The organism is Rhodococcus sp. P4_B6 (assembly GCF_056402215.1).
Genome location: NZ_JBFUHV010000007.1, coordinates 90858 through 107413, shown reverse-complemented (window position 1 = coordinate 107413; position 16556 = coordinate 90858). Strand labels below are relative to the sequence as shown.

Annotated in this window: 13 protein-coding genes; 5 read left to right on the top strand and 8 right to left on the bottom strand. The window is 70.2% G+C overall.

All coding sequences use genetic code 11. The features are described 5' to 3' along the window. Positions 1 to 6: 6 nt before the first annotated feature. From AC1DWT_RS05260 to AC1DWT_RS05250, 3 genes are read right to left on the bottom strand one after another with little or no spacing between them, the layout of a single operon-like run. Positions 7 to 2457 (bottom strand): HAD-IC family P-type ATPase, encoded by a 2451-nt coding sequence (locus AC1DWT_RS05260; protein ID WP_072944737.1) that lies wholly within the window; start codon positions 2455 to 2457, stop codon positions 7 to 9. Positions 2458 to 2507: 50 nt separating this feature from the next. Next, positions 2508 to 3623, bottom strand: a complete 1116-nt coding sequence (locus AC1DWT_RS05255) for an MBL fold metallo-hydrolase (protein ID WP_241031478.1) — start codon at positions 3621 to 3623, stop codon at positions 2508 to 2510. Between the two features lie 44 nt (positions 3624 to 3667). After that, complete coding sequence (locus AC1DWT_RS05250) at positions 3668 to 4399, bottom strand: enoyl-CoA hydratase (protein ID WP_005244016.1); 732 nt, start codon at positions 4397 to 4399, stop codon at positions 3668 to 3670. A 144-nt stretch (positions 4400 to 4543) separates the two neighbouring features. Between AC1DWT_RS05250 and AC1DWT_RS05245 the strand changes: the two genes are divergently transcribed. Next, positions 4544 to 5641, top strand: a complete 1098-nt coding sequence (locus AC1DWT_RS05245) for an NAD(P)-binding domain-containing protein (protein WP_072944894.1) — start codon at positions 4544 to 4546, stop codon at positions 5639 to 5641. On the opposite strand, the gene AC1DWT_RS05240 is transcribed toward AC1DWT_RS05245, so the two are convergent. Further along, complete coding sequence (locus AC1DWT_RS05240) at positions 5634 to 6734, bottom strand: lipase family protein (RefSeq protein WP_477919950.1); 1101 nt, start codon at positions 6732 to 6734, stop codon at positions 5634 to 5636. The two genes, AC1DWT_RS05245 and AC1DWT_RS05240, sit on opposite strands and share 8 nt — an antisense overlap. Positions 6735 to 6848: 114 nt before the next feature. On the opposite strand from AC1DWT_RS05240, the gene AC1DWT_RS05235 reads away from it, so the two are divergent. Further along, positions 6849 to 8342 carry a phospholipase D-like domain-containing protein gene (locus AC1DWT_RS05235; RefSeq protein ID WP_387490620.1) on the top strand — a complete coding sequence of 498 codons (1494 nt, stop codon included), beginning with the start codon at positions 6849 to 6851 and terminating at the stop codon, positions 8340 to 8342. On the opposite strand, the gene AC1DWT_RS05230 is transcribed toward AC1DWT_RS05235, so the two are convergent. After that, complete coding sequence (locus AC1DWT_RS05230) at positions 8315 to 8989, bottom strand: hemerythrin domain-containing protein (protein ID WP_072944743.1); 675 nt, start codon at positions 8987 to 8989, stop codon at positions 8315 to 8317. The genes AC1DWT_RS05235 and AC1DWT_RS05230 overlap by 28 nt on opposite strands. Before the next feature lie 66 nt (positions 8990 to 9055). Here AC1DWT_RS05230 and AC1DWT_RS05225 point away from each other — a divergent pair, with 66 nt between their 5' ends. Together AC1DWT_RS05225 and AC1DWT_RS05220 are read left to right on the top strand one after the other, a co-directional pair. Then, positions 9056 to 12334, top strand: a complete 3279-nt coding sequence (locus AC1DWT_RS05225; protein WP_477919948.1) for a BTAD domain-containing putative transcriptional regulator — start codon at positions 9056 to 9058, stop codon at positions 12332 to 12334. A 57-nt stretch (positions 12335 to 12391) separates the two neighbouring features. Continuing rightward, complete coding sequence (locus AC1DWT_RS05220) at positions 12392 to 14509, top strand: MMPL family transporter (RefSeq protein ID WP_477919946.1); 2118 nt, start codon at positions 12392 to 12394, stop codon at positions 14507 to 14509. Here AC1DWT_RS05220 and AC1DWT_RS05215 read toward each other — a convergent pair. Next, positions 14469 to 14840, bottom strand: a complete 372-nt coding sequence (locus tag AC1DWT_RS05215) for a tail fiber domain-containing protein (protein WP_477919977.1) — start codon at positions 14838 to 14840, stop codon at positions 14469 to 14471. The genes AC1DWT_RS05220 and AC1DWT_RS05215 overlap by 41 nt on opposite strands. 4 nt (positions 14841 to 14844) lie before the next feature. Further along, entirely contained in the window at positions 14845 to 14973 is a 129-nt protein-coding gene (locus tag AC1DWT_RS05210; RefSeq protein WP_009478066.1) for a hypothetical protein, read from the bottom strand. A gap of 151 nt (positions 14974 to 15124) precedes the next feature. Here AC1DWT_RS05210 and AC1DWT_RS05205 point away from each other — a divergent pair, with 151 nt between their 5' ends. Beyond that, the gene (locus tag AC1DWT_RS05205; protein WP_477919944.1) at positions 15125 to 15565 is read left to right on the top strand and encodes a cupin domain-containing protein; all 441 of its coding nucleotides are present in this window, start codon (positions 15125 to 15127) and stop codon (positions 15563 to 15565) included. 58 nt (positions 15566 to 15623) lie between these two features. Here the strand turns inward: AC1DWT_RS05205 and AC1DWT_RS05200 are convergent, their stop codons facing one another. After that, positions 15624 to 16472, bottom strand: coding sequence for an aldo/keto reductase (locus AC1DWT_RS05200; protein ID WP_072944751.1), 849 nt, complete (start codon positions 16470 to 16472; stop codon positions 15624 to 15626). Positions 16473 to 16556 lie beyond the last annotated feature (84 nt).

Here is a 16556-nt window from a genome sequence, read left to right as displayed (position 1 = left end):
CTCCGGTCAGTGCACGCCCGGAAGATCTTCCGGGGCCGCGAAGAGGCGGCGGTGCTCACCGTGCAGCCGGCCCGTGACCCACCATCCGATTTCGACGAGAACCACTCCCACGAGCCCGCACACGAGAGCGGAGGTGGTGGCGGCGACGTTGGTCGGATCGAGTTTGAAGAACTCCCGCGTGAACGGCAACGCGAACAGGATGAGGTATCCCGCTACGGATCCGAAGATCAGCACCAGCTTCCACCACACGTACGGCCGGGCGACGACGGCCAGCACCCACAGGGCGATCATGATGAGGGTGATGAGCGCCGACGTGCCTGCCTGAATCTTCTGCGTCTCCGTCTGATCCGGGCCCGCGTACACGAGAAGGTACGAAATGAACGTCGTGACACCGATGATCACACCGGACGGCACGGCGAGACGCATCACACGCGGCACGAACCCGGAGCGCGCCCGCTCGTTGTTCGGGGCCAGCGACAGGATGAACGCGGGAATGCCGATGGTGAACCAGGCGGCGATCGTGACGTGCCGCGGCAGGAACGGATACGGCACCGGCTCGAAATGGAAGATCTGCGACAGCACACCGGTGAGTCCGATGAGGAACGCCAGCAACACCGAGTACACGGTCTTGGTGAGGAACAGGTTCGAGACGCGTTCGATGTTGCCGATCACCCGGCGACCCTCGCCCACCACGTACGGCAGGGTGGCGAACTTGTTGTCCAGCAACACGATCTGCGCGACCGCGCGGGTGGCGGGGCTGCCCGAGCCCATCGACACCCCGATGTCGGCATCTTTGAGGGCCAGCACGTCGTTGACGCCGTCGCCCGTCATCGCGACGGTGTGACCGCGAGACTGCAGCGCCCCCACCATCTCCCGCTTCTGGTCTGGGCGCACCCGGCCGAACGTCGTCGCCGTTTCCAGGGTCTCGGCGAGGGCGTCGCGGTCGGCGGGCAGTTCGCGGGCGTCGACGGGACGGTCGCCGCCGGGCAGTCCGAGCGACCCGGCCACGGCGCCGACCGACACGGCGTTGTCACCGGAGATGACCTTCACGGTGACGTTCTGGCTCGCGAAGTACTCGAGGGTGCCGCGAGCGTCGGGACGCACGCGCTGTTCCAGGATCACCAGCGCGCGCGGCGTGATCGCACCCGGCGCCGCGGGGTGGTCCACCGGGACGTCGCAACTGCCGAGCAGGAGCACCCGCAGTCCCGAGGAGCCGACTTCCTCGGCCTGCCGGGCCATGTCGCTGCCGGGGTCGAGCAGCACATCCGGTGCGCCCAGGACCCAGTTGCCGTGGGCACCGTACGACTGGCCGCTCCACTTCTTGGCCGAGGAGAACGGGGCCTCCGCGGTGGCGTCGCCCCAGCCGGGGGCGTCGGGGAAGGCTTCCGCGATGGCGAGGACACTGGCGTTCGGCCGCGGGTCGGACGCCGCCATCGCGGCGAGCGCCGCGCGGGACGGTTCGGCGTCGGACGGGTCGGCGCAGCGCAGTTCGGACAGCCGCATGCCGTTCTCGGTGAGAGTGCCGGTCTTGTCGGCGCACACCACGTCGACGCGGGCGAGGCCTTCGATGGCGGGCAACTCCTGCACGAGGCACTGCCGCTGACCGAGCCGGACCACCCCGACCGCGAACGCGATCGACGTCATCAGCACCAGCCCCTCGGGCACCATAGGGACCAGCGCGGCCACCATCCCGCTCAGCGCCGGCCGGATCGACTCGCCGCTCGAGAACAACTGGTTGTAGATGATCAGCAGACCCGCCGGAATCATCAGGTACGTGATGAACTTCAAGATCTTGTCGATGCCGCTGCGCAACTCCGAGTGCACGAGCGTGAACTTGCTGGCCTCGTCCGCGAGTTTGGCGGCGTACGCGTCGCTTCCGACCTTCGTGGCCCGGTAACAGCCGCTGCCCGACGCGACGAAACTCCCCGACAGCACCTGCTGACCGATGTCCTTGTGAACGGGGTCGGCCTCACCGGTGAGGAGGGACTCGTCGATGTCGAGGGACGCCGCCTCCACCACGACCCCGTCGACGACGATCTGGTCGCCGGCGCCGAGTTCGATGATGTCGTCGAGCACGACCTCCCGCGGTGCCATCGCGACGGCGACGCCGTCGCGGCGCACCACCGGTTTGGTCTGGCTGACGATCGCCAGCTTGTCGAGGGTCCGTTTGGCCCGCACTTCCTGGATGATGCCGATCCCGCTGTTGGCGATGATCAGCAGGCCGAACATGCCGTCGATGATCGAACCGGTGGCCAGCACGATGATCAGCAGTACCCCGAGGATCGCGTTGATCCGGGTGAACACGTTGGCGCGCACGATGTCGCGCACCGACCGGCTGGCCCGATCCGGGACGTCGTTGGTCTTGCCGGCCGCCACCCGCTCCGCAACCTGGGCGGCCGTCAGCCCCTCCACCGCGACGACTGCAACGCTGTCGGTGCCGGTTTCGTCGTATGCCATGGTCAAAGGCTACGCAACGACGCTCGGCTCCGAGGGGATGCGCGCCGGACTCAGCCGAGTGCGGTCCACCACGGGGTCTGGGCGGCCGGCTTCAGTGCGTCGACGCGCTGCCCGGGCATCGGCACGGCCACCGGGGTGCCCGCCTCCTGCGCGGCCGCGAGCAGCCGGACGATCGGCTCGGACCAGGTGTGGAACGCGAGGTTGAACGTGGCCCAGTGCACCGGCACCAGCAGTCCACGGGTCGCGTCGCCGGCGTTGAGGTCGGCGTGCGTCTGCACCGCCTCCTCGGGGTTCATGTGGATGTCCGCCCACCTGGTGTCGTAGGCGCCGACGGGCAGCAGCGTGAGATCGAACGGTCCGTACCGGCGGCCCAGGTCGGCGAACCGCGTCGTGTATCCGCTGTCGCCGCCGAAGAACACTTTCCGGCTCGGGCCTGCGAGCACCCACGACGCCCACTGGGTGGTGTTGCGCACCAGGCCCCGGCCGGAGAAGTGCCGGGCCTCGGTGCACGTGAGCGTGAGTTCACCGAGTGTCGTCGACTCGTCCCAGTCGAGTTCCACGATCCTCTCCTCCGGCACCCGCCACTGACGCAGGTGCGCACCGAGCCCGACCGGAACGACGAACGGCGCCTTCTGGGTGGCGGCGAGTTGCTGCACGGTGGCCATGTCGAGGTGGTCGTAGTGGTCGTGCGAGATGACGATGGCGTCGAGGACGGGCAGGTCGGCCAGCGGCACCGGGGTCGGGTGCATGCGGGACGGACCGAGAAGCGCGGACGGCGACACCCGATTGCTCCACACCGGGTCGGCCAGCACCCGGTAGCCGTCGACCTCGACGAGCACACTCGAATGGCCGTACCAGGTGACGGCGACGTCGGCCGCCTCGACGGGCGCGAGGGGCGTCGCGAGCGGGATCGGCCTGCGCGGGCGTCCCGCCTTGCCCCGCGTGATCAGCGCCTTGAGAATCCCGGTCTCCGAACCGGGCAGCATCATGCTGCTCGGATCGGTGTTGTGGAACTGACGGTCGCGGTACCGCGGCGACGTCGCGGCGTACGGGCGCACCTTGGCACGCGACGCGCCCATCTGAGACGGAAGGCCCCACGCGGCGCGTGTCAGCCACCCGAGGGCGGCGGTGGCCAGAACAGTCGTCACGGCGTTCTTCGCTTTCACCCCGACAACTGTAACCACGCGTGCGGGAAAGGTGCGGCCGACGGCTACTGACCGCGGAACACCGGGGGACGCTTCTCGGCGCGGGCGGCCCGCGCCTCCTGCGCGTCGTAGCTCTTCCACGCCGCATGCAACGCCGCGAGCTGCTCAGGCGGCGGCGGACTCTGGGTGCCGTCGTCGTTGAGCACCATCTTGAGGTGTTGCAGCGACAGCGGCGCCAGGCGTGCGATCGAGTGCGCCCACTGCTGCGCGACGGCGAGGTCGCCGCGCTTGTTGGCGAGGCCGTGCGCCAGCGCCTCGTCGGCCCCGACCTCTTCCGCGCCGAGCAGGATCGTTCGTGCCGGTCCGCCGCCGATCAGGGCGGCCAGCCGGTGCACGGTCCACCGGTCCACGGAGATCCCGAGCTTGGCGGCGGGGATGGCGAAGCGCGCCTCGGGTGCGACCACCCGCAGGTCCGCGGCGAGCGCCAGCTGGCTGCCCGCGCCGATCGCGGGACCGTTGATCGCGGCGATGACGGGGACGGGCACCGAGTCGATGGTGTGCAGCATCTCGAGCAGGGTGTCGGTGAACCCGTCGGCGTACACGTCGCCCGACAGGTCGGCGCCCGCGCAGAACGCGCTGCCCTGCCCTGTGAGGACGATCACCCGCGCGCCGTCGGTGACGGACTTCTCCGTCTCCTCGCGCAGCAGTTCGCAGATCTCGGTGTTCAACGCATTGCGACGGTCGGGTCGTTGCAGTTCGAGGGTGAAGACGTCGCCGTCACGACTCGTCCCGATCATGTCCACTCGCTTTCTTCGTGATTGCTGTCCACTGACAATTTTCTCCCCGCCCACCCGACTGGACATCCGTCACCCAACCACAGTCGAATCGACCGGAACACACGAGCCTCTCCGGTAGTTGTGAGGATGGAGGTGAGGACCGACATGAACAGTGAAGTGGACGTCGCCGTGATCGGCGCGGGGCAGGCGGGGCTGTCCGCCGCCTACTATCTGCGCAGGTTCGGAGTGGAACCGGAGTCCGGTTTCGTCGTGCTCGATCACGCCCCGGGGCCCGGCGGCGCGTGGCAGTTCCGGTGGCCGTCCCTGACGCTGAGCACCGTCAACGGTGTTCACGACCTGCCCGGGCTCGGCTTCGCCGAGACGGTCGGCGTGGACCCGCACGACCCCGAGGCCGCGCTGGTGCACGCGTCGAGCGCGGTTCCCCACTACTTCGCGACGTACGAGAAGCAGTTCGAGTTACCGGTGCACCGTCCTGTGCACACCCGGGTGGTGTGCGCCCGCGGCGAGCGTCTGCGGATCGAGACCGACAGCGGCGTGGTGTCGGCCCGCGGTCTGATCAACGCGACGGGAACGTGGGAGCGCCCCTTCATTCCCCGCTACCCCGGCGCGGAGTCGTTCACCGGCCGCCAGGTGCACACCAGGGACTACTCCTCGGCGCAGGACTTCGCGGGGCAGCATGTCCTCGTCGTCGGCGGCGGCATCTCGGCGGTGCAGTTGCTGGACGAGATCTCCCGGGTCACCACCACGACGTGGGTGACGCGCCGCCCGCCGGAGTTCCGGGACGAGCCGTTCACGCCCGAGATCGGCCGCGCCGCAGTCGCTCTGGTCGAGGACCGGGTTCGCCGCGGGCTGCCGCCGGGCTCGGTGGTGTCGGTGACGGGGCTGCCCGTGACGCCCGCGATCCGTGCCGCCCGCGAACGCGGGGTGCTGGCGCGGCAGCCGATGTTCAGCGAGATCACCGAGGACGGTGTCCGCTGGGCCGACGGCCACGAGGAAAAGGTCGATGTGATCCTGTGGTGCACCGGTTTCCGCAGTTCACTCGATCACCTCGCACCGCTGCGGCTGCGCGGTCCGGGAGGCGGCATCACGATGACCGGACGCCTGGCCACCCAGGTGGCGTCGGATCCGCGGATCCATCTGGTGGGCTACGGACCGTCGTCGTCCACGATCGGCGCGAACCGGGCCGGGCAGGCCGCGGCCCGCGAACTCACCCGGCACCTCGGGTTGCCCGCCCCTACCTGATCAGCGAGGCGACGAACGAGGCCTGGTCGGGTCCCGCCTGGTACATGCTGCCGAAGTGACCACCCGAGTACACCCGGTAGTCGAGAGTCGTCCCGGCCGTGCGCATCTCGGAGACAAGTTTCTCCGTCAGCGGCAGCGGCACCGACGCGTCGGTGACCCCCTGCACGAGCAGCAGCGGACGGTCGTACCCCGTGACCGGGACCTCGAGGTATTCGCGCAACGCGTCCTGTAGCGCGGGCACGTCGAGCGCCCGCGACAGCATCTGCGCCACCGACACGTTCCCGGTCATGGCCGCGAACTGCCGGAACGGCACCTCGGGGGCCGCGTCCACGAACTGCTTCCCGACCGGGGTCAGATAGCTGTCGACGTCCAGTTCCGGGTACGCGTCCCGGACCCCGGCGATCAGGTACGACATGTACACGGTGAGACCGGCGAGGCCCTGCGGCGGAAACGACGGGCCGCTCCAGTTCGACACCGTCTCGATGTTCGACGGCACCCCGTTCGCGACGGCCCCGCGGTAGTCGAGTTCCGGCGCGTACGACGTGGCTGCGTGTGCGGCGAACACCGCGGCCTGACCGCCCTGGGACAGTCCGACGGCCATCCACGTGGCGGAGAGGTCGGCGTCGACCTCCCGCGCGGCGCGCACGGCGTCGATCACGCTGCGGCCTGCGACCTTCCCGTCGAGGTAGGGCGGCACCCCGGGAGTGCCCAGGCCCACGTAGTCGGTGGCGGCCACGGCGTAGCCGAGTTGCAGCCAGCTGCTCACGTACTCCGAGGATTGCGGGTCGACGCCCGTCACCGAGGGTGCGTCGGCGTCGGAGTCCCCCACGGTTCCGTGTGCCCACGCGATGACGGGCCATCCCCCGGCGGGCGGCGTCCCGGGCGGCACGAACACCATCCCGGTGCAGGGGGTGATGCCGTGACGGTCGGTGGTCAGGTACGTCATCCGGTACGCACTTCCGGTTCCGCGGAGCCAGAGTTCGGCAGGCAACTCGGACGAGGCGACGACGGTGCCGGGGCTCGATCCGGCCCGCAGGGGATCCGCACCGACAGTTGGTGCCCACAGCACGCTGACCAGTGCGAGCAACGCCACGATGCGCCACCATCTCCGCACCTCTCAACGGTAGCTGCGCGGGGGCGGCACAGTACTGTGAATCGTCCACTCGCGGGGAAGCGGGACGCACGAGACCGGGAGAGCAGAAGAGACATGAGTGACGACAGCCCGATCCTGACTCCCGGCGACACTTGCTGGCAGGTTGCCCGCGCCGATCGTCTCGCGTGCATCGTCGACGCGGCGGACTACTTCCGCCACGCCAAGTCCGCGATGCTGCAGGCGCGCAGGCGGATCATCCTCATCGGCTGGGACTTCGACACGAGGATCGAGTTCGAACCGGACGAGAAGACGCTCGACGGGCCCAATCAACTCGGCCGGTTCCTGGCCTGGCTGACGCGCGAACGTCCGGATCTCGACATCTACCTGCTCAAATGGAATATCGGGGCCTTCACCGCGATCGGACGCGGGATGACCCCGATCTTCGTGGTCAACTGGGTGACGGACCGCCGCCTGCACTTCGAACTCGACGCCGCCCACCCGATCGGTTCGGCGCACCACCAGAAGATCGTCGTCATCGACGACGCGCTCGCGTTCTGCGGCGGCATCGACATGACCGTCGACCGGTGGGACACCCCCGAACATCGGGACCGCAACCATTACCGGACGCAGCCGAACGGCAAGCGGTACGGGCCGTGGCACGACGCGACGACCGCCGTCGACGGGGACGCGGCGAAGGCCATCGGCGAACTGGCCCGCACCCGGTGGAAGGCGGCCACGGGGCAGGATCTGGCGGCGGTCGACGAGATCGTGGGACGGACGCCGTGGCCGGAGGGGCTGGAGCCGACGATGCGCGGCGTCGACGTGGGCGTCGCACGCACGCTGCCGGAGCTGGACGACCGGGACGAGGTCCGGGAGATCGAGGCCCTGTATCTGGCGGCGATCGCCGGCGCCGAGCGGTCGCTGTACATCGAGAGTCAGTACCTGGCGTCGCGCACCCTCGCCGAGGCGATCGCCGCGCGACTCCGCGAACCGGACGGGCCGGAGATCGTGCTGGTGCTGCCGCGCAACGCCGACGGCTGGCTCGAACAGAAGGCGATGGACGGCGCCCGCCGCCGCTTGCTGCACCTGCTCTGGCGGGCCGACACCGGGAACCGGCTCGGCGTCTACTACCCCGTCACGGCGGGCGGTGAACCGATCTACGTCCACGCCAAGGTGCTGGTGATGGACGACCGTCTCCTGCGGGTGGGTTCGTCGAACCTCAACAACCGGTCGATGGGATTCGACTCCGAATGCGATCTCGCGGTCGAGGTCACCGCGGACACGGCGAACGGTGACGAACTGCGGGCGACCATCCTCGGCATTCGCCGTCAGCTCGTCTGCGAGCACCTCGGTGTCCCGGCCGGGCTGTTCGAGGACACGCTGACCGAGACGTCGTCGCTCCTGGGCACGGTCGAGGCGCTGCGCGGCGGCGGCCGGACCCTGGAGAAGTTCGAGCCGGACACGGTCGAGGACGAGGACAGCCCGCTGGCCGAGAACGAACTGATGGATCCCGAACGCACACCGCCGAGCTTCTGGGAACGGACCAGCCGGGGCCGGTTGCGGCGCAGGGTGATCCGGCGTCAGAAGGCCGCCGGTTCGGTGCGGTAGATGCGCCGGTAGTCCTTGCGGAACGCCCGCCGCCCCAGGATCGACCATGCCATCCTGGCCGCGAAAGGCATCTCCGACAGGAACATTCGACGCTCCTCGGGTGTCGCCCCCTGAAGGATGAAACCGAGGAACACCAGCAGCCGGTCCTTGGGGATCGACGCGCGGCCGCGGTCACCCATCTCCTGCCACTCGGCGAGCGTCATGAACTGCTCCGCCAACGGGAGGATGTGCCGCTCCTCCTCGTCCAGGTGCTCGCCCAGCGCCGCGGACAGCGCGGTCAGCGTCTTCGCCAGCGGTTCGCCGTCCACCGCATCCACCGTGAACGCGGCGCCCTGCGACTGCGCCAGCGACAGCAGTTCGGAGATGCGTTCGTGCTGCTCCTCCATCCGCAGTACCAGCGCCGCGTCGGTGGGCGCGCGGTCGAGCAGTCTCGGCCACAGCAGGTCGTCCTCACTCGAATGATGGTGGTGGAGGGCGGTGGCGAGTTCCTCGAAGAACGCCACCACCTCCCCGGCCCGGGCGGCGTCGCCGGCGGGAACCCGGCGGACGAGCGCGGGCAGCGCGGCGAACTGGCGGCGGAAGCAGTTGTGGACCACCACCATCTCGCGGGTGTCGGGGCGGGTCGTGTGAGCAGTCGGAGTTGTCATGCGATCAAGGGTCGGTTCGGCGTCTTGGAGAGCACTTGGAAGCCACTAGTGCTTACGCTTGGCACGATGGTGCGGATTCGAGTACTCGGGACGCTCGAGGCGGAGGACGAATCGGGGGCAGTCGACCTCGGCGGCCCCCGCCAGCGGGCCGTGCTCGCCCTGCTGCTCGTCGCGCGCGGCGAGGTGGTTCCGGTGGATCGGCTCGTCGACGACCTCTGGCACGGCGCTCCCCCGGCGCGGGCCGTCGGTGCACTTCAGGCATACATTTCCAATCTGCGGCGGGCGCTGGAGCCGCGCCGCGCGCCGCGGGCGGACTCGACCGTCCTGGTGAGCCGAGCCCCCGGTTATGCGCTCACCCTGCCCTCGTCCGCGGTCGACGCGTGGGAGTTCGAGAGCCTGGTCCGCTCCGCCGCGGGCACCGGGCGGGCCGACCTGGAGCGGGCGCTGGGCCTGTGGCGGGGGCCGGCGTTCGCCGAGGTAGCCGGTGAGCACTGGGCGCTCGCCGAGATCGCCCGGCTCGAGGAACTGCGGGTGGTGGCGCGCGAACGGGTGGTGGCCGCCGCCGTCGCGTCCGGCGACGCCGCGGGCGCGGTACTCGACGCGCAGTCCCTCACCCGGGACCATCCGCTCCGGGAAGAGGGGTGGCGGTTGCTCGCCCTGGCGTTGCACCGCAGCGGGCGTCAGGCCGACGCCCTGGCCGCGTTGCGGGAGGCCCGCGGCAGGCTGGTGAGCGAACTCGGCCTCGACCCCGGTCCCGGTCTGACGGAACTCGAACGCCGGATCCTCACGGGCACCGTCCCGTCCGCACCGGCACCCGCCGCGGTGCCCCTCGACACCGCCCCGGCCCCGTGGTTCCTCGGCCGCGCCGCGGAATTGGCGACCCTGACCGACCTGATGAGCGATCCCGGTACCCCCGTGGTCCTCCTCGGCGGCGACGCCGGATCGGGGAAGTCGTCCCTGCTGCGCCGGTTCCGTCGCACCCTGCACGCCACCGGGTGGCAGGTGGCGGTGGGCCGCTGCCCCGAGGTGGACGGCGCCCCGCCCGCCTGGGCGTGGGTGGAAATCCTGCGGGCACTGCACGAGACGGTCGACCCCGGTGCCGAGGCGGACGCGCTGGCGCCCCTGCTCGCCGACGACCGTTCGCACGCGGCGCGGCCGGACGACCCGAGCGGACGGTTCCTGCTGCACCGTGCCGTCGCCGACTACCTCGGGACCGTCCGCGATCACGGCCCGCTCGCCGTCGTCCTCGACGATGTCCACCGCGCCGACGAGGACACCCTGTCGATCCTCGTGCGGCTCGCCCAGCAGCGGTCGCCGATCCTGCTGATCCTCGCGTTCCGCCCGGACGAGATCGACGCGAACCTGGAGAACTGCTTCGCCGACCTCGCGTCGCTGCAACCCACGCGCATCCGCCTCGGCGGACTCGGACCCGAGGAGTCGGCGGAGCTGATCCGGCACGTGTCGGGCCGCGACCCCGACCCCGATATCCTCCGCGCGCTCGCCGACCGGACCGGCGGAAACCCGTTCTACCTGCAGGAAAGCGCCCGGCTCCTGGACAGCGAAGGCGAACTGGTGGCCACGTCGGAGGTGCCCGAGGGGGTCCGGGACGTACTCCGCAGGCGGATCGCCCGCCTCCCCGAACTGACCGTGTCCGTCCTGCGACTGGCCGCGGTGGTGGGCCGCGAATCCGACGTCGACGTCCTCACCCGGGCCGCCGAAGTCGGCGAGGACGCCGTGTTCGACGCACTCGAATCGGGCGTGATCGCCGGACTGCTCGGCGAGCCGCGCGCCGGGACCGTCCGCTTCACACACGCCCTCGTCCGCGACACGCTCTACTCCGACCTCACCCGCCTGCGCAGGAGCCGCTGGCACGCCCGGGTCGGGTCCGCACTCGAGGAGTTGCGACCGCACGACGTCGCGGCGCTCGCGCACCATTTCACCGAGGCGCTGTCCGCCGCGACCGCACGGCAGGCCCTCGACCACAATGTCGCGGCCGCGGCGCAGGCGGCCGACCGCTACGCCCACGACGCGGAGATCGGCTTCCTGAACGACGCCCTCCGCGCGGCCGACCGGTTGCCGCCGGACGCCGCCGCGTCCGTGGACGAGCGCGTCGACATCCTCACCGAGCTCAGCCGCACCCAACTCGCCGCCGGCATCGGACTGGACGGGGCCCGTTCGCGGAAGCGGGCCCTCGAGCTCGCCCGGGACGCGGGCCGCACCGATCTGGCGATCCGGGTGCTCGCGTTCGTCGACACCCCGACGCCGTGGATCAACCGGCGCTACGGCGAAGTGGACACGGCCGTCGTGGACCTGATCGAGGCGCTGCTGCGGGACGAGGAACCGGAGCCGGCGGTGCGGTGCCGGCTGCTGGTCACGCTGGTCCACGAGATCGGGGCGGAGGATCACGAGCGCACCGGGTCCGCGGTCCGGGAGGCCGAGGTCCTCGCCCGCGACCTGGACGATCCGGTGCTGCTCGGGCTGGTGCTCTGCGCCGTCCACGCCGGCACCGGCTCGCCGACCAGCACACTCGGCGACCAGGTCATCGGCGACGAACTGCTCCGGATCGGCGACCGGACGCAGCTACCGGTGTTCACCATGCTCGGCCATCACCTGCTGGCCGAGATCGCGTCCGGCAACGGTGACATCCCGGCGATCGAACATCACATGGGCCTGCAGTCGGCACTGGCGGACCGGTACCGGTTCCAGCAGGCGCAGGCGACCCGCCAGATGAACCGCGGGATGGTCGCGCACCTCACCGGCGACCTGGCCGCGGCGGAACGCCACTACGAGCGGGGCCACGAGTTGATGGTCCGGGCCGGACTCGACGCGGACAGCGTCTTCGCCCTCGCGGTGTTCACGCTGCGGCTCACCGAGGGCCGGGCCGGCGAATTCGAGGCCGTGATCGCGACGGTCGACAGTGCAGCGACGGACGTGCTCGCCGATCTGCACGCCCTTGCCCTTCTCGGCAACGGCAAACCGGAGCAGGCGCGTCAGGTCAGGCGCCACCTCCGCCCCGTCCGCCGCGACTTCTTCCATTCCCTCATGATGTCGCTGCGCGGCATCGTCGTCGCCGGGCTTGGCGAGCGGGACGAGGCGGCGGCGGTGCACGCGGAACTGAGCCCCTACAGCGGCCAGATCGGGGGCGGCGACACGGCGGCGTTCGCGGTCGGGCCCGTCGATACCATCCTCGGCGACCTCGAGATGCTCCTCGGCAGGACCGGGGCGGCACGCACGCACTACGCCGCGGCGCTCGCACTGGCCGAACGCTGCGGCTGCCCGGCCTGGATCGACGCCGCCCGCACCCGGGTGACCACCCAGCCAAGCGAGTTCCAAGTGGGTCACTAGCGGCCGGGCGCACAGTCGGAGGTGACCGAACCATCCGGCTTTCCTGGAGGCTTCCCCATGAGTTCCCTGCTCGCCCGCGTCGGCGCGGCCGCCGCGACCCGTCCCTGGCGGGTGATCGCCGCGTGGCTGACGCTGCTCGTCCTGGTGTTCGCCGCCGCGTCCGCGTTCGGCGGTACCAACCACGACGACTACAACGTGCCCGGTCTGCCGTCGCAGGAGGGGACGAATCTGCTGAGCGAACGGTTCCCGGAGATGTCGGGGGCGGACGCCCGGGTGGTCGTGCACTCCGACACGGGCCCGCTCGCCCCCGAGGTCCTCACCGATCTCGGCAGCAGGCTGGCGGACGTGAACGGGGTGAGTGCCGTGTCGCTGCCCCGCCTGTCCCAGGATTCCGACACGGCGGTGATCAGCCTCAACTACCGCATCCCGGTCACGGACTTCCAGGGCAGCGAGGGCGTCGACGCACTCGAGGCCGCGGTCGCCGGCACCCGGGCGCAGGGACTGGAGGTGGAACTGGGCGGGCAGGTGCCCGAGAACATCTCCAAGCCGTCGGGCACCGCCGAGGCGGTGGGCATGATCCTGGCGCTGATCATCCTGGTGTTCGCGTTCGGTTCCGTGGTGGCCGCGGGACTGCCCCTGGCCGTCGCGCTCGTCGGGGTGGGCATCGGGTCCGGCCTCATCACGATCATGGCCGGATTCACCGGCATCAGCACCATCGCACCGACCATCGCGACGATGGTCGGCATCGGCGTCGGAATCGACTACGCGCTGCTGCTCGTCACCCGGTACACCGAGGGCCTGCGGTCCGGGATGCCGGTCCGAGACGCCGTCGCGGCCGCCAACTCCACGGCCGGGACATCGGTGATCTTCGCCGGGACCACGGTCCTCGTCTCCCTGTTCGGGTTGCGGCTGTCCGGGCTGCCGATGTACGCGTCGTTCGGCTACGCCACGTTCGCGATGGTCGGCATCGTCATGCTCACCTCCGTCACGCTGGTGCCCGCACTGTGCGGGCTGGCGGGCACGCGGGTGCTCGGCACACGGTCCCGTGCCCGGGCCGAACGTCGCACGACGTCGCCGCTGACCGAACGGTGGGCGATCCGGGTGAGCCGCCGCCCGTGGCTGTGGGCGCTGACGGCGCTCGGCGTGCTGCTGCTCCTGGCCGCGCCGGTACTGGGCATGCGGACGTGGCCGCAGGACGCGGGCAGCGCACCGGCCGCCAACACGATCCGTCAGGCCTACGACCTGATCGACTCCGAGTTCGGGCCCGGCGCCAACGGGCCGCTGATGGTGGCGGTCGACCTGAACAAGGTTCCGGCAGCCGAGCTTCCGTCGATCGTGCGTGACCTCGCGGCCGAACCCGGGGTGGCGTCCGTGACGCCCGTCCTGATGAACGCCGATTCGACGGCCGCACTCGTCTCGGTGCAGCCGACCACCGGACCCAGCGATCCCCGCAGCACCGAACTGCTCGATAGGATCCGGTCCGACGCCGCCGACGGCGTCCACGTCACCGGACTCACCGCCGTGTTCGCCGACATCTCGGCCCGCCTCGCCGAACGGCTGTGGCTGGTGATCGCGTTCGTCGTCGCGCTGTCGGTGGTGCTGCTCACGTTCGTGTTCCGCGCGCCGGTCGTCGCGGTGAAGGCGGCCGCCATGAACCTCCTGTCGGTGGCCGCGGCCTATGGCGTCATGGTGATGGTGTTCCAATGGGGTTGGGGTGCACAGCTGCTCGGCCTTCCCCATGCGCTTCCGGTGTCGAGTTGGGTGCCGATCCTCATGTTCACCATCCTGTTCGGACTGTCGATGGACTACGAGGTGTTCCTGCTCTCCCGGGTCCGTGAACGCTGGCTCGCCACGGGCGACTCGCACCGCAGCGTCGTCGAGGGACTGGCGTCGACGGGCCGGGTCATCACGAGCGCGGCGGCGATCATGGTCGCGGTGTTCGCCGGGTTCGCGCTCGACGGCGACGTCACCGTGAAGATGATGGGCGTCGGCCTCGCGACCGCGGTCCTCATCGACGCGACGATCGTGCGGATGGTGCTGGTGCCCGCCACGATGTACCTGCTGGGCGACGCCAACTGGTGGCGGCCGGGCGGACGCCGCGCGGCGGCAGCCGGCGGGGACGGGGGCGGGGCGGCTACGCCCGCAGGCGCTCCACTTCCGCTTCGAGCGCGATGACCCGCCGGTACAGGGCCTGGATGCTCGCCATGCACACCCCGTTCGCGTCCACCATGGCGATGCGACGGTCGTTGGAACCGAGCCCGAACGCGGTGGCGAAATCCTGCGACATCGGGCCCAGGTGCCGCACCGACTCGTGATCGAAACCGTAGGTCCAGACGCTGACCGGCATCTCGGCGAGGCGGTCGAGCACCTCGCTCGCACTGGCAGGCGGCGCCTGGACGGCAACCCCGCGCTTGCGGGTCAGAACGGAGTGAAACCACGCCAACGGGTGGCGGGTACGGGCCGCTGTTCGCGCCCGCACCCGCCCCCGATTGGTGTCGACCCACACGGAGTCAGTCGGGGAGTTCGCCGACATCGTGCTTGATCGTCGCGTCACTGAGGAGCAGGCCGACCCCGAGGGCCATGACGCCGATTCCGAGTCCGATTGCGGCTCCGCCCAATCCGAGCATGATTCCGAGCATGTTGTCTCCTGTCGTCGATGGTGTACGGGATGTCGTGCCCCCGCTTTGTGAACACCTACGACTCTCGCTGCTCCCGGCCCTCGAGATAAGACACCTCAGGGGTGGTACAACCCCACCCCCGGACGCTGCGCCGGGCGGCACAATGACGGCCATGACGGAATTACCGGAGTGGGCCCGAACCCTCGACCTCGCCCCGCACCCCGAAGGCGGCTGGTACCGCGAGACGTGGCGCAGCGACGTCACCATCCCGGAGGCGAGCCTGCCGGACGACTATCCGGGGCCGCGGTCGGCGGGCACCGCGATCCTGTTCCTGCTCATGCCCGGACAACAGTCGGCATGGCACAGCGTGCGCAGCGCCGAGATCTGGATGTACCACCGGGGCAGCCCCCTGCGGCTCGAACTCGGCGGCGACGGAAGCGAACCCGCCGCCCCCGACGCGCTGATCCTCGGCGCGGACGTCGCGGCGGGTCAGCAACCGCAACTGCTCGTCCCGCCGCGGCACTGGCAGCGCGCGAAACCCGAGGGCGACCAACCGACCCTCGTCAGTTGCGTCGTCACCCCGGGCTTCGACTTCGCGGACTTCCAGCTCTAGGCGCTTCGCGCTCGTGCGCCTTTCTGGTTGCTCCAGCTACCAGAAAGGCGCACGGGTGCTACGCGCCGAACGCGTCCGGGTCGGGCCCGATGCGGCCGTCGGTCCGGGTCAGCGAACCGATCGTGTTGATCTCGTCGGGGGTCAACTCGAAGTCGAAGACGTCGAAGTTGGCGGCGATGCGCTCCGGCGTCACCGACTTGGGGATGACGACGTTGCCGATCTGCAGGTGCCAGCGGATGATCACCTGCGCGGTCGTCTTACCGTGCGCGGCAGCGATCTTCGCGATGGACTCGTCCTCGAGGACGGTGCCCTGCCCCAGCGGGCTCCACGCCTCGGTCGCGATGCCCTTACCGGTGTGGAAGGCACGCAGGTCGGCCTGGTTGAACCGCGGATGCAGCTCCACCTGGTTGACCGCGGGCACCTCGCCGGTCTCGGCGATCAGACGGTCGAGGGTCTGCGGGGTGAAGTTGGAGACACCGATCGACCGCGCACGCCCGTCGGCCTTGATCTTCTGGAAGGCCCTGAATGTGTCGACGTAGCGGTCCGCGGACGGCACCGGCCAGTGGATGAGGTACAGGTCGACGTAGTCGAGGCCGAGCCGGTTCAGGCTGTCGTCGAACGCGCGGAGCGTGGAGTCGTAACCCTGGTCGTCGTTCCACAGCTTGGTGGTGACGAACAACTCGTCACGGGCGATGCCGGAGTCCGCGAGCGCGCGGCCCACTCCGGTCTCGTTCTCGTAGATCTTGGCGGTGTCGATGCTGCGGTACCCGGCCTTCAGTGCCTCGGTGACCGCGGCGTAACTCTCGTCGTCGGGCACCTGCCACACGCCGAAGCCGAGCGCAGGAATGCTGTTCCCGTCGTTGAGCGTGACCGTAGGTACAGGACTCTGTGCATTGTTGAAACCCATGGGACTGTCCAACCGGGCACCCGGACCGGATGTTCCCGGCGTCTCAGAATGTGGACTTTCGCGTGTCGTTTCGGTATCACCGGG

Excerpts from the sequence above, each read along its gene's own strand:
- AC1DWT_RS05260 (WP_072944737.1), bottom strand. The coding sequence starts at position 2,457 with ATGGCATACGACGAAACCGGCACCGACAGCGTTGCAGTCGTCGCGGTG.
- AC1DWT_RS05250 (WP_005244016.1), bottom strand. The coding sequence starts at position 4,399 with ATGATCGGGACGAGTCGTGACGGCGACGTCTTCACCCTCGAACTGCAA.
- AC1DWT_RS05245 (WP_072944894.1), top strand. The coding sequence starts at position 4,544 with ATGAACAGTGAAGTGGACGTCGCCGTGATCGGCGCGGGGCAGGCGGGG.
- AC1DWT_RS05235 (WP_387490620.1), top strand. The coding sequence starts at position 6,849 with ATGAGTGACGACAGCCCGATCCTGACTCCCGGCGACACTTGCTGGCAG.
- AC1DWT_RS05230 (WP_072944743.1), bottom strand. The coding sequence starts at position 8,989 with ATGACAACTCCGACTGCTCACACGACCCGCCCCGACACCCGCGAGATG.
- AC1DWT_RS05225 (WP_477919948.1), top strand. The coding sequence starts at position 9,056 with ATGGTGCGGATTCGAGTACTCGGGACGCTCGAGGCGGAGGACGAATCG.
- AC1DWT_RS05220 (WP_477919946.1), top strand. The coding sequence starts at position 12,392 with ATGAGTTCCCTGCTCGCCCGCGTCGGCGCGGCCGCCGCGACCCGTCCC.
- AC1DWT_RS05210 (WP_009478066.1), bottom strand. The coding sequence starts at position 14,973 with ATGCTCGGAATCATGCTCGGATTGGGCGGAGCCGCAATCGGACTCGGA.
- AC1DWT_RS05205 (WP_477919944.1), top strand. The coding sequence starts at position 15,125 with ATGACGGAATTACCGGAGTGGGCCCGAACCCTCGACCTCGCCCCGCAC.
- AC1DWT_RS05200 (WP_072944751.1), bottom strand. The coding sequence starts at position 16,472 with ATGGGTTTCAACAATGCACAGAGTCCTGTACCTACGGTCACGCTCAAC.